Source organism: Pseudomonas sp. YL2 (assembly GCF_023063025.1).
GTDB classification, from domain to species: domain Bacteria; phylum Pseudomonadota; class Gammaproteobacteria; order Pseudomonadales; family Pseudomonadaceae; genus Aquipseudomonas; species Aquipseudomonas putida_A.
This window is the reverse complement of record NZ_JAJSLU010000006.1, coordinates 136,998-149,789: the sequence shown is the minus strand read 5'-3', so window position 1 is coordinate 149,789 and position 12,792 is coordinate 136,998. Positions and strand designations below refer to the sequence as shown.

The following is a 12,792-nucleotide window of genomic DNA, read 5'->3' as shown; positions in this document are numbered from 1 at the left end:
AGCAGAGTTACTACCAAAAGGCGGACCTGAAGCCGCCCGAAAGTGCAGAAAGAAGTATCGGCGTTTTTTGGTCAGCAAGAGCGCGTCGCGCCGCAAGTTGGGACGACTCACCAGTCATCAGACTGCCTTGCAAACCTTCCGGTACAAGTCGGCATAGGCCTTGGCCATCTCATCAGCTGAAAACACATCCCTGTAACGACACAAAGCACGTTGCCCCATCTCACGAGCCAACTCATCATTGTTCCACAGTGCATTCATTGCCCCGGCAAGCGCCATGGAATCGCGCGGCGGGACTACAAGGCCGGTTTCGTTCGCAATATTGATAAACGTAGTACCGGAACCGATTTCACAGGAAATAAGCGGTTTTCCGTACATCGCCGCCTCAAGCAACGAAATACCAAAAGACTCCGAGCGTAGATGCGATGGGAATACAAATCCGTGGCATAACGTCAGCAACGCGGCCTTGTCGTCATCACCTAAGCCGCCCAGAAAGTGCACATTGGTCAGACCGAGGCGTGAAGCTTGTTCCTTTAGCTCGACCTCCTCGTGCCCTCCTCCCAGAAGAACGACCGGCAACCCGGTAATCCTCGCCGCCTCAAGCAGATAGTTGAGGCCCTTGTAATAACGCAGGGCACCGACAAACAAAAAGAATTTCTCACCAACCCTGGCGCGCCAATCCGCAAGTTTTTGCGATGTTGCTGCTGGATAGGTTGCCGCGTCCAACCCATACGGGATGATTTCGACTTTGTCGCGAAAGCGGGTCAGTACCGGGCTGCTTTGCGCGTAGTTCGGTGAAGAGGCAACGATGCAGTCCACGCTGGACAGAAACCGGCTCATCAACGGCTCATATAGTTTGAGCAGCGTCTTTTGCTTGACGATATCCGAGTGATAGCTGACCACCGAAGGCTTACCATGTCGACTGGCAAAATGAAGCAAATCCATATAGGGCCAAGGGAAGTGGTAGTGCACCACATCCACTTCTTTGGCCAGCTCGGAGAAATCCTTGAATGCGGACAACGAAAAGCCAGTCGAGGCCACATGTAGATCAAGTTTCGAGCGGTGAGTCAGGTGATTGCCTACTGTTTCGTTTCGCGCCGAGCCTCGCTCGCTGAGATAAAGAACCTGCGAAGAGAAACCATGGCTGGCACCACCTTGGGCAATCTGAAAAATAACCTGTTCGATACCCCCCATGGTTTCCGGGTAATAGGTTTTGAAAACGTGCAGGACCTTGATCATGTTCCTTTGATTACCCTCTGGTAGACCTGCAAGGTTTCCACAGCGCAGCGCTCCCACGAGAAGCCCTGCGCATGCTGATGCCCCTTGATGACCGCAGTCTCGCGCCAGGCATCATCGGTCAGCCCTCGTTCGAGCAGACGGGTCAGTTCATCGACATCCATCGGCGCGCACATCAGCGCCGCCTCACCCGCCACTTCCGGAAGCGAAGAACTGTTGGAACACACCACCGGCACCCCTGAACTCATGGCCTCAAGCACCGGTAAACCAAACCCCTCGTAGAGAGAAGGAAAGGCAAACAGACGAGCACCGGCAAAAAGCAGCGGAAGATCTGCGCTCGGCACAAACCCGAGATAATGCGCCCAGCCTTCACGTCGCGCGCTCTCGAGCTTGCGATGAATCATATCGCTACGCCATCCTTGGTAGCCGGTGAGAATCAGCGGCCAGCGCGCTCGCAAGGCCAGCGGCAGTCGCTCATAAGCATCAAGGAGCGTCTCGATGTTCTTGCGCGGCTCGATCGTACCGACAAACAGCGTATAACCACCTTGCTCCAACCCATGCCGATCAAGCGTAGCCCTGAGCTCGTCATGCGACCGTGGGTAAAACTCTGGAGAACTTGCCAGCGGCACGGCATGTATCCGCTCAATTGGCCATGAAAAATAGCTGGCCAGCTCCTGGCGGGTAAACTCCGAATCGGTGATCAGCGCATCGGCTCTTACCAGTGTGGTCTTGAGCTCTTTCTGCAGGTAGCGGACCAGTTGTGGCGCATGACAGTGGGCCCAGGTAAAGGGCGAAAGGTCATGAAACGTGGCGACACTGCGCCCGGCAAAGGGAGGGAGATAATAATTGGGACTGTGATACAGAAAGTCGCTGTGCCCCTTGAGCGCAGCCTTTCGCAGCATCGGCATCAACAATCGATAGGCTTCTACAGCCAGAAAATTCTTCTGTACCGCACGCTTCAAACCATAACCACTACCGGATTCGTTCGCAGCAGTGGGCAATTCGGGCAAGAAACGTCGACCGGCAAAAAACTGCAGGTCTGTAATTTCGGGACTTTGCTGAAGCCTCAGCGCAAGTTCGTAGGTATAGCGACCAATACCGGTCAGCGGAAAGCGGATCGGCTCAACAGAGAGAACTAGCTTCATTTATTCCGCCGAAAGCATCCAACTCAGAGTCTTATCCAATCCCGGGGTATCCCAGCCTGCCACCAACTGGCAGAGACGAGTGTTATCACCACAGAGGATTTTCACTTCATTGGCTCGGACAAATGCCGGATTCACCTCGACCTCCAACTGGTGGCCGGTGTATGCGGAACACATGTCGATCACTTCACGAAGGGTATGACTCTTTCCGGAACTGACGTTTACGGTTTGCCCCAATGGTCTGGCCTCGATCAAGCCACGATAGGCCTTGACCACTGCCCGTACATCGCTGAAGTCACGGGAAACATCCAGATTGCCCAGCTCGATCTTGTCGGCACGCCGACGAAAGTGCGTGACGATCTTGGGCAACAGGAAACTGTCGGCCTGACCCACGCCGGTATAGTTGAACGGACGCGTAATCACGATCGGTAACCGGTTGAACCAAAGACTGGCCATGTACTCCATGGCGAGCTTGCTGACCGCATAATCGTTGGCAGGCGCTGGTGAAGTGGTTTCACTCAACAATCCCGCCGACGCATTGCCATAGACATTGGCGCTGCTCGCGAGCAGTACGCAATCCGGCACCTTGCCGCAGGCTTCAACAGCCTCCAGCAAATGGCGGGTACCGATGAGATTGACGCGGTAGAACGCATCTGCGGCACCGTGCCCGACAAAGGCCAGCGCCGCAAGATGCACTACTACATCAGGTTGAATAGTTGCCAGCAACTTGCGCAGAGCAGGACCATCGGCCAGATCCACCTGAAAATAGCCAGGCTCGTCCGAGGGTTGCGTTCCCATTCCTATCACTTCATAGCCACCAGCCTTAAGCTCGGCAGCCATGTATCGACCAGTGAAACCTTGAACCCCTGTAATCAGCGCGCGTTTACCGGCAATACTCATCAGAACGAAAATCCTTTTTCATTTCGGCGCAGGTCAGCTTCGACCATCATGCGGCACAGCTCTTCCAGCGTGGTTTTCGGTTCCCAACCCAATGCCGCCTTGGCCTTGGCCGGGTTACCAATCAACAGTTCAACTTCCGTAGGGCGGTAGAACTTCGGATTGATGGTGACCAGCACTTTGCCGGTGGCGTTGTCGGTACCCTGCTCGTCTTCCGCAGCGCCGCTCCAGGAAAGGTCGATCCCGGCAGCCTTGAACGCCATGGTGACGAAATCACGCACGGTTTCAGTGCGGTTGGTCGCCAGTACGAAAGTGTCCGGCTCATCGGCCTGCAGCATGCGCCACATGCCCTCGACGTATTCCTTGGCGAAACCCCAGTCGCGCTTGGCGTCCAGGTTGCCGAGTTCCATCTTGTCGAGCAGGCCCAGCTTGATCTTGGCCACGGAGTCGGTGATCTTGCGGGTCACGAATTCACGACCGCGCAATGGCGATTCGTGGTTGAACAGGATACCGCTGGTGGCGAAGATGCCGTAGGACTCGCGGTAGTTGATGGTCATCCAGTGCGCATACAGCTTGGCAACACCATAAGGACTGCGTGGGTAGAACGGCGTGCTCTCAATCTGAGGAATCGCCTGGACCTTGCCGAACATCTCGGAGGTCGAAGCCTGGTAGAAACGTACCTTCGGATTGACGATACGGATTGCTTCCAGAAGATTCACACAACCCATGCCGGTGATGTCGCCGGTCGTCAGAGGCTGATCGAAAGATACGCCCACGAAGCTCTGGGCCGCGAGGTTGTAGACCTCGGTGGCTTCGGTGGTCTGGAGCAGACGAATGCTGGCCGACAGGTCGGTCAGGTCATACTCGACCAGGTGCAGATTGGGATTATTTTGGATCCCGAGTTCTTCGATACGCCAGAAATTGACAGAACTGGTCCGACGGTAGGTGCCATAAACCGTATAACCCTTTTCCAGCAGCAGTTCCGCCAGGTAGGCGCCGTCTTGCCCAGTAATGCCAGTAACGATAGCTTTCATGCGAATCCTCTAAACTCCATTTGAGCGCCTTTAGCAGGCTCTGTTGTGTCAAACGCGCCATTGGGCTCCACTGGAGAGCCGCAAATTCTTGCAGATCATACAGAATGCAGCCCCGAACGACGATACCCAACCTGCTTTCAACACGTAACCGTATACATTCCAGGAGCATTGACTGTCTGCAATTCCTGCTTGTTGCAGTTCAAACGGAGCAACTGCAACGCAGTGATCCCTGAAACGTCTCCCTTCTGAAATTCAAGGACTTGAAGCCCCACAACACTTCCGGCCCCAATGCTCTGGGAACCATAAAGAAATAATGCAGAAAGAGTGACACTCCTCCGCCCCCGGCCTAAAATGGCGTGTTTTTTTGATCACTAATCTGGTGCTATTAATGCGCAATGGTTCTGTAAGTATCGCGCTGTCGGATATCGTCGCCGCGACAAAACGATACGCTCTGGTAGGGATGCTAGGCTGGCAAGACGTCCGGCAGCGCTATAGAAGGTCGGCACTGGGTCCATTCTGGCTGACGATCAGCATGGGCGTGATGATCGGAACCATCGGGGTAGTGTTCGGCCAGATCTTCAACTCTCCCATGCACGAGTTCCTTCCGTTTCTCGCCATCGGCATGATTTTCTGGAGCTTCATGTCTTCGGTCATCACCGAGGGGTGTACCGGCTTCATCGCCGCAGAAGGCATCATCAAGCAATTGCCGATCCCTTTGTTCGCCCACATTCTTCGCATGATCTGGCGCAATATCCTGATCCTGGGCCACAACATCGTGATCTTCCCGCTGGTACTGCTTGCCGTCAGCAAGCCTCTGACCTGGCTAGCGTTCATCAGCATTCCCGGCCTGCTGCTGGCACTGCTGAACCTGACGTGGATCGCCTTGCTGCTGGGCATCCTGTGCGCACGCTATCGTGATCTGCCTCAGATTGTCGGAAGCTTGTTGCAAGTAGTGTTCTACCTCACACCGATCATGTGGATGCCGAGCTTGCTGCCTCAAAGGGCCGGGCTTTACCTGCTTGACCTGAATCCGGTCTACCACATCATATCGATCGTCCGCTCGCCACTGATCGGTCAGTTGCCAACTGCCACCAACTGGTGGGTTTCCCTGGGCATGGCCGCTGTCGGCTGGGCCGTTGCGCTCGTGGTCTACGGCCGTTACAAGCGCCGCATCGCTTACTGGCTCTAAGAAGAACTCCTAATGTCGCTGATCGAATTCAAAAATGTTTGTGTGGATTTTCCGATCTACAACGCTAACGGCCGTTCCCTGAAGAAACGCCTGATTCAGGTTGCCACCGGTGGACAATTGGGCGCGGACCAACAGGGTCGCGTCATCGTCAGAGCACTCGAAGACCTGACTTTCACCTTGCGTGACGGTGACCGGGTCGGGCTCCTTGGCCATAACGGCGCTGGCAAGAGTACGCTGCTGCGCCTGCTCAGCAGTGTCTATGAGCCATCGTCGGGCACCGCTCGAATCGATGGAGAGATCGGTTCCCTGATCGACATTTCCCTGGGAACGGATCCCGAAGCCACCGGACGGGAGAACATCTACCTGCGCGGCGGCATTCTGGGCATGACCAAGGCACAGATCACCGAAAAGCTCGACGAGATCATTGAGTTTTCCGAACTGGGTGACTTTGTCGACATGCCGATCCGCACCTATTCCTCGGGCATGCACCTGCGCCTGGCCTTCGCCGTCTCGACCACGATCAAACCGGAAATCCTGTTGATGGACGAATGGCTATCGGTGGGTGACGAAGGCTTCAAGCACAAAGCCGAGATCCGCATGAACGAGTTGGTGAAGTCGACCAACATTCTGGTGATTGCCAGCCACTCCCGCGAACTGGTCATGCACACCTGTAATCGGGTGCTGTGGCTGGAGCACGGCAAGATCAAAATGGATGGAGACCCGACAACGGTCACCACAGCCTACTTTGGAGCTTGAAGCTAATGAACAGCATTAAGCGCAATGGTGTGGAAATCGAAGCGGCCTTTTCGATTGCGTCGAAGCGCTTGCTGGCGCGCACAGCTTCCCATCCCGTCATCAGTGCGCCGACCGATGTCGCCAGCGGTGCCAGCGATATCCCTCATGGAACCTCACCTGCCATGAGCCGGATGCTGCGTCATCACGTCAAGCAGACACTTCGGCGGATTGCCCAGAGCGCTTTTCGCGCCACCCGGCCTTTCACACGCCCGGTGCTCTTCCGCCTGCGCAACTATTTGAATGCCACGATCCGTCAGGACATGCTGCAAGAGTTCGCCACCCTCCAGCAAGAGTTCGCCACCCTCCAGCAGGCGCTCGCCAGCCTGCAGGAGCAACAGCGCGAGCAAAACCGGCAAGTCCAGCTGGAGCTTCAGCGACTGACCAACTCGACGAATGTCCAGGCTTCCCTGTCGCGAGAGCTTTTCGCCAGCCAGCTCCCGATGGAAAAAGTCGGCCCGCAACTCGATCGAATCGAGCAAAACGTAGGCCTGCAACTCGATCGAATCGAGCAAAACGTAGGCCCGCAACTCGATCGAATCGAGCAATATGCATTGCTCGATGTCAACCGTATCGCTATCAACTGCGGACCGGATGAAACACTGGTCAAAACTGCAGTCGGCTACATGCTCTGCGATGCCCGGGATCATGCTCTGTTGGCCAATCTGATGGAAGCAGGAGAGCTTGAGCCTGGAACACGGATTCTGATCGAACGCATCATCAAGCCCGGCGATGTCTATATCGATGTCGGCGCCAATATAGGAATGCACTCGATAGCCGCCGCTCGCGCCATGTCGGGACAAGGCAGGATTTTTGCTTTCGAGCCATTCGAACCGACCCGGAAACTGCTGGAAAGAAACCTGTGGCTCAACGGTGCTCTATCCATCAGCGAGATCTCCCATTACGCACTTTCCGATACGGCAGGCAGCCACAAACTGCATCTTGGCGCTACCAGCGGCCATCACTCACTCTATGAACTGGAAACTCCGACGTTTGCCACGACAACATCTGTGGAAATCTCAACCGTTACCCTAGATGAGTTTCTGCCGGAAGATCTGACTGTAAAGCTGCTGAAAATCGACGCGGAAGGCGCCGAAATCGACGTCATGAAAGGTGCACGACGCCTGCTTGCTGCCAACCCGCAAATGCTGCTTATCGTTGAACTGGGCCTCTCCCACCTGAAGAGAAATACGATAAGTCTCGAAAACTGGCTCAAGCATTTCACGGCTACCGGACTGGTGTTCAGCGTTATCAATGAAGGTACCGGCAACCTTGAAAACTGGTCGATCGAACAACTGTCGCGTACCGACTCGGTCAACCTGCTGTTTCACCGCCCGGAATGGACTCACGCTGAAAGGAGTGACGCATGAAGTCTGAAATCATTGTTGTAGGGGCCGGCGGACATGCAAAAGTCTGCATCGAGCTCCTGCAGGCCCAGGGCGAGAAAGTTGCGTGGTGCGTCGGCAACCCGGACAGTCCGGATACCTGTCTGGGCATCCCGGTACTGAAAAGCGACGACCACCTGTCGGCGCTGTACAAGGACGGGTACGAGAGAGCATTCATTGCCATCGGGTCAAATAGCGTCCGCAACAAACTGGCGAAAAAAACCACCGAGACGGGTTTCAAACTGGTGAACGCCATCAGCCCAGCAGCCGTGGTTTCCCCTTCGGCCAGACTGGGCACCGGAATCGCTGTGATGGCTGGAGCCGTGATCAATGCAGAGGCCGTCATATCCGACCTTTGCATCATCAACACCGGTGCAACTATTGACCACGATTGCGTGATCGGGCTGGCGGCTCACATTGCGCCCCAGTGCGCCCTGGCCGGCAATGTGCACGTAGGCAACTTGAGTTTCGTCGGTGTCGGCAGCAAAGTCATTCCGGAAATTCACATCGGTGAGTCCGTCATGGTCGGTGCCGGAAGCGTCGTCATTTCGAATATCGATTCAGCAGTCACGGTTGTGGGTGTGCCTGCCAAAGCCTTGAACAAATTTTGAAGGAAGAGACATGAAACGTATTTCCGTTGCACAACCAAAACTCGCTGGAAACGAACGCAATTACGTGCTCGATTGCCTGGATACAAACTGGATCTCCTCCAACGGCAAGTACATCACTGCCTTTGAAGAAAGCTTTGCCGCGTTCTGTGGCGTCAAGCATGCGATCGCCACCAACAACGGCACCACGGCGCTGCACCTGGCTCTGGTCGTACTTGACCTGCAACCTGGCGACGAAGTGATCATCCCTACCGTGACCTACATCGCAACGGCCAACGCCGTACGCTATTGCGGCGCGACTCCAGTACTGGTGGATGTATGCGCCGATACCATGAACATCGACCCGCAAACGATCGAAAGCAAGATCACCGCCAAGACCAAAGGCATCATCCCGGTGCACCTCTATGGTCATCCGGCACAGATGGACGTCGTCAACGAAATCGCCCGCAGGCACAATCTGTGGGTCGTCGAGGACGCCGCCGAGGCACACGGCGCCGAAGTCGAGGGCAACAAGGTGGGCAGCCTGGGCACTTGCGCGACCTTCAGCTTTTTCGGCAACAAGATCATCACCACCGGTGAAGGTGGCATGATCACCACCAATGACGACGAACTCGCCGCCAAACTGCGCCTGTTCCGTGGTCAAGGCATGGATCCGAACCGTCGTTACTGGTTCCCGGTAGTCGGTTACAACTATCGCATGACCAACATCCAGGCGGCCATTGGCCTGGCCCAGATGGAAAACATCGATACCGCACTTGCCGATCGCGAGCGCCTGGCCGGCTGGTACAACGAAGCGCTGGCAGACCTAAAGGACAAGATCGTCCTGCCGACCGAGGCGTCGTGGGCCAAGCAGGTCTTCTGGATGTACAACATCTTCCTGGCGGACGGTGATGAGCACAAACGTGACGCCGTCATGCAGAAACTGGATGCAATGGGCATCGAAACCCGTCCGGTTTTCTACCCGATGCATGTTCTGCCGCCTTACAAGGAAGACAACCGCTACCCGGTAGCAGACCTATGGTCCGGCCGCGGCATCAACCTGCCAACGCATCAGGATCTGACCCGGGAAGACATCATCAGAATCGCGGCGAGCTTGCGCGAGGTCCTCGCGGCCTGATGAAAATCGCCCTTTGCTCCTCGTTCATGCCCTTCATCAGGGGCGGTGGAAGAAACATCGTCGACTGGCTGGCCTCGACGCTGACCGAAGCCGGACACCAGGTGGAAGTCGTGTACCTGCCAGAACTCGACTCGCCTCCGGATATCCTGTTTCAGCAGATGATGGCGCTGCGCTGGGTCGATCTTAAGGCCGCAGACCGGATCATTTGCTTCCGGCCGCAGGCCCATCTGATACCGCATCCACACAAGATTCTCTGGTTCATTCACCACATCCGTACCTTCTACGACCTGTGGGACTCGCCTTATCGTGACTTCCCGGACACCGCGCATAACCGCGCCATCCGTGAATCCCTGATTGACGTGGACACCCGGGCAATGGGTGAAGCAAAGACAGTTTTCACCAACTCGAAGGTTGTCTCCGAGCGACTCAAGACCTTCAACGGCGTAGAGAGTGAAGTGCTGTACCCGCCCGTATTCGAACCGGAGCGTTTTTTCAGTGCCGGATACAACGACGAGATCGTATGTATCTGCCGCCTGGAACACTACAAGCGCCAGCATTTGCTCATCGAAGCACTCAGCTACACCAAGGCGCCGGTTCGTTTGCGGATTATGGGAACTGGCGCGAGCCCGGACTATGGCATTGCGCTTCAACAAAAGGCCCAATTATGCAATGTAGCCGATCGGGTGATTGTCGAAGACCGCTGGATCACGGAAGAGGAAAAAGTGGAGCATTTGTCGCAATGCCTGGCCGCCGCTTACTTGCCGATCGACGAAGATTCCTACGGATATCCGAGCCTGGAGGCCAGCCACGCACAGAAAGCTGTCCTGACCACTTCCGATTCCGGTGGCGTGCTTGAATTGATTCAGGACGGTTACAACGGCTACATCGCCGAACCGACTCCCGAATCACTGGCTCGCGCCATGGACAAACTGTACCGGGATAAAAACGTGACAGAAGCAATGGGCAAGAACGCCAGACAGCGATTGGTCGACTTGAAGATTTCATGGTCGCAGGTGCTGGAGCGTCTTTTGGCATGAAAGTATTAATCGTAAACAACATGGCGCCCTTCATTTGGGGTGGCGCTGAAGAGCTGGCTGTCAACCTGCAGAAGAATCTGGTCATCGCCGGCCATGATGCGGAAATTCTGCGGATCCCGTTTCAATGGGAACCTTCAACACGCATTCCCTCGCAAATGCTGTTGGCACGCACCCTGGAAATCGCCAATACCGATCACGTCATTGCCTTGAAGTTTCCCGCGTATCTGGTTCGGCATCACCGCAAATCGCTGTGGCTGCTTCACCAATACCGGCAAGCCTATGACTTGTATGATGCCGGTCAGACCAATCTTCCACCGGGCCAGCATGGCGCGGATATTCGCAAGGCGATTGCGCATGCGGATAATGAAAGCTTCGCTGAGAGCCGACACATCTACACCAATTCCGAAGTCACCCGACAGCGACTTCTCAAATACAACGGTTTTGACTCCAAGGTACTACTTCCTCCGGTCAACGATCCGGAAGTGTTCACCGGTGGCGAGTCTGATGACTACATCTTTGCCGGCGGCCGGGTAAACAGCATGAAACGCCAATTCCTGCTTTTACAGGCACTGGCAAAGGCGGATCGACGAGTCAAGATGATCATCGCCGGACCACCCGAGTCTCCTGCCGATACACAACAGCTGCACGCAATCATTGAACAGTTCGGTCTGCAGGATCGTGTAAAACTCGATCTGCGCTTCCTGCCCCGGGCTACCTATGTGGACTATGTCAATCGTGCACTTGCCGTCGCTTATATCCCGTTTGATGAAGACTCACTCGGCTACGTGAGCATGGAAGCGGCAACGGCTCGCAAAGCGCTGATAACGACTACCGACAGTGGCGGGATCCTCGGCTTGGTGCAGCCTGGCGAAACCGGCTGGAGAGCGGAACCGACTGCCGAAAGTCTGGCTGAGGCGATGAGCGCTGCCTACGAAAGCAAGGCTCGAACCCGACAGTACGGAGAAGGCGCTCAGGCATTGTGGAACGGCCTGGGCATTAATTGGCCAGAAACTGTCGAGGCGCTCCTGAAATGAAACTAGTCATGTTCACACCCGCGGTCAAAACCTCGGCCATCGGCCGAATGACCAGACTCGTCGTGCGCCAACTCCTGTCCAGCCAACATGAAGTTGTCGTGGTTCGTACCGAAAGCCAGCACGTCTCGGCCACAGAACTTCACGATTTCGGCTGCACAGTACTGCCCTGGGAGGACGACTCGCAAATCACTCGAGAAATCGAGAGCGCCGACTGCTGCGTCTATCAGATTGGCAACAGCTACGAATTTCATGAAGGTGCAATTGCCTGGCTTGCAAAAGCTCCAGGTATCGTTTGCCTGCATGACTTCTTCCTCGGACACCTGTTTTTCGGCTGGTCGCAAGGCAGGCGCGAAGAAGCCAATCGAGTATTGACTCAGTGGTATGGAACAACGATTGCCGAGGAATACTTCCAGATTCATGACGGCTCGGTGTTCATCAGCAAAACGCGAAATGAAGCTCCGCTCACAGAATGGATCAGCTCGATGGCGACCTGTGTGATCACGCACAGCAACTGGGGCTGCGATCGTGTACTGGCGGCTTGCCCGGGGCCGGTTTTCGTTACGCCACTGGCCTACGATGCGCCAGGAGCCAACGACTCGGAGCTACCAGCCACCAACAGCAAACTGAATATCCTGACCATCGGTCACGTTAACCCAAACAAGCGCGTTGAAAGCTGCATCCTGGCAATCGCCAGCAGCCCTTCCCTGCGAGCGAATGTTCGTTACCGTCTGGTTGGTGCGATTCTTCCAGAGACTGAAAAAAGGTTGTCTGAACTGGCAATTGACAACGGCGTGGAGTTGATCATTTCCAATGAAGTCAACGATGCAACGCTGTCCATGGCCATTCGGGAAGCGGACGTCATCAGTTGCCTGCGCTGGCCTAGCCTGGAAGCCGCTTCAGCCTCGGCCATCGAAGCCATGCTCTACGGCAAAGCAACCATCGTTACGGACACCGGCTTCTACAGCGAGCTCCCTGATGAATTGGTGCTGAAGATATCGGTCGAGAACGAAGTCGAAGACTTGAAGAAAATATTTCTGTCTCTTCATAGCGACCAGACCTCGGCCAACGTGCTCGGAAAGCAGGCGCAGGTATGGGCGCAGGCCACCTTCACTGCGCAAAACTATGCACGGAAGCTGGAACAAGCCGTTCCTGCGGCGCTCCGGGCGAATGTCCTCCTCTCGGCAGTCGAGCACTTTTCGTCCATCATCGAAAAATGGTCGGGCAACCCGGAACTGTTGAGCACCCCGGACATGCTGCAACCATTGAGCGTGTTCAACACCAACACTATCGTGTGAATCAATTGCGGTGGATCAGCCCTGCTGTT

At 55.5% G+C, this 12,792-nt stretch carries 12 protein-coding genes; 8 read left to right on the top strand and 4 right to left on the bottom strand.

What is annotated here, in order from left to right; translation table 11 throughout:
* Nucleotides 1-117: 117 nt before the first annotated feature.
* Genes LVD08_RS11675 through gmd form a run of 4 tightly spaced genes read right to left on the bottom strand, consistent with a single transcriptional unit; the run spans nucleotide 118 to nucleotide 4,306 of the window.
* Entirely contained in the window at nucleotides 118-1,236 is a 1,119-nt protein-coding gene (locus LVD08_RS11675; protein ID WP_274621168.1) for a glycosyltransferase family 4 protein, read from the bottom strand.
* Nucleotides 1,233-2,378 (bottom strand): glycosyltransferase family 4 protein, encoded by a 1,146-nt coding sequence (locus LVD08_RS11670; RefSeq protein WP_247268195.1) that lies wholly within the window; start codon nucleotides 2,376-2,378, stop codon nucleotides 1,233-1,235. The genes LVD08_RS11675 and LVD08_RS11670 overlap by 4 nt, the downstream gene beginning before the upstream one ends.
* Entirely contained in the window at nucleotides 2,379-3,275 is an 897-nt protein-coding gene (locus LVD08_RS11665) for a GDP-mannose 4,6-dehydratase (protein ID WP_247268194.1), read from the bottom strand. It abuts the gene before it with no gap.
* Nucleotides 3,275-4,306: a GDP-mannose 4,6-dehydratase gene (gmd, locus tag LVD08_RS11660; RefSeq protein WP_247268193.1), complete on the bottom strand. Its 1,032-nt coding sequence runs from the start codon at nucleotides 4,304-4,306 to the stop codon at nucleotides 3,275-3,277. Before gmd ends, LVD08_RS11665 begins: the two co-directional genes overlap by 1 nt.
* 364 nt (nucleotides 4,307-4,670) lie before the next feature.
* Between gmd and LVD08_RS11655 the strand changes: the two genes are divergently transcribed.
* From LVD08_RS11655 to LVD08_RS11620, 8 genes are read left to right on the top strand one after another with little or no spacing between them, the layout of a single operon-like run.
* The gene (locus LVD08_RS11655; protein ID WP_247268192.1) at nucleotides 4,671-5,495 is read left to right on the top strand and encodes an ABC transporter permease; all 825 of its coding nucleotides are present in this window, start codon (nucleotides 4,671-4,673) and stop codon (nucleotides 5,493-5,495) included.
* A 12-nt stretch (nucleotides 5,496-5,507) separates the two neighbouring features.
* Nucleotides 5,508-6,251 (top strand): ABC transporter ATP-binding protein, encoded by a 744-nt coding sequence (locus tag LVD08_RS11650; RefSeq protein ID WP_085730537.1) that lies wholly within the window; start codon nucleotides 5,508-5,510, stop codon nucleotides 6,249-6,251.
* Between the two features lie 5 nt (nucleotides 6,252-6,256).
* A complete protein-coding gene (locus LVD08_RS11645) occupies nucleotides 6,257-7,657 on the top strand; it encodes an FkbM family methyltransferase (protein ID WP_247268191.1) in 1,401 nt (466 codons plus the stop codon).
* Nucleotides 7,654-8,283 carry an acetyltransferase gene (locus tag LVD08_RS11640; protein ID WP_247268190.1) on the top strand — a complete coding sequence of 210 codons (630 nt, stop codon included), beginning with the start codon at nucleotides 7,654-7,656 and terminating at the stop codon, nucleotides 8,281-8,283. The genes LVD08_RS11645 and LVD08_RS11640 overlap by 4 nt, the downstream gene beginning before the upstream one ends.
* A 10-nt stretch (nucleotides 8,284-8,293) precedes the next feature.
* Nucleotides 8,294-9,397, top strand: coding sequence for a DegT/DnrJ/EryC1/StrS family aminotransferase (locus LVD08_RS11635; protein WP_247268189.1), 1,104 nt, complete (start codon nucleotides 8,294-8,296; stop codon nucleotides 9,395-9,397).
* The gene (locus LVD08_RS11630) at nucleotides 9,397-10,434 is read left to right on the top strand and encodes a glycosyltransferase family 4 protein (RefSeq protein WP_247268188.1); all 1,038 of its coding nucleotides are present in this window, start codon (nucleotides 9,397-9,399) and stop codon (nucleotides 10,432-10,434) included. Before LVD08_RS11635 ends, LVD08_RS11630 begins: the two co-directional genes overlap by 1 nt.
* Nucleotides 10,431-11,468, top strand: coding sequence for a glycosyltransferase family 4 protein (locus LVD08_RS11625; RefSeq protein ID WP_247268187.1), 1,038 nt, complete (start codon nucleotides 10,431-10,433; stop codon nucleotides 11,466-11,468). The genes LVD08_RS11630 and LVD08_RS11625 overlap by 4 nt, the downstream gene beginning before the upstream one ends.
* Complete coding sequence (locus LVD08_RS11620) at nucleotides 11,465-12,763, top strand: glycosyltransferase (protein ID WP_247268186.1); 1,299 nt, start codon at nucleotides 11,465-11,467, stop codon at nucleotides 12,761-12,763. Before LVD08_RS11625 ends, LVD08_RS11620 begins: the two co-directional genes overlap by 4 nt.
* Nucleotides 12,764-12,792: the final 29 nt, after the last annotated feature.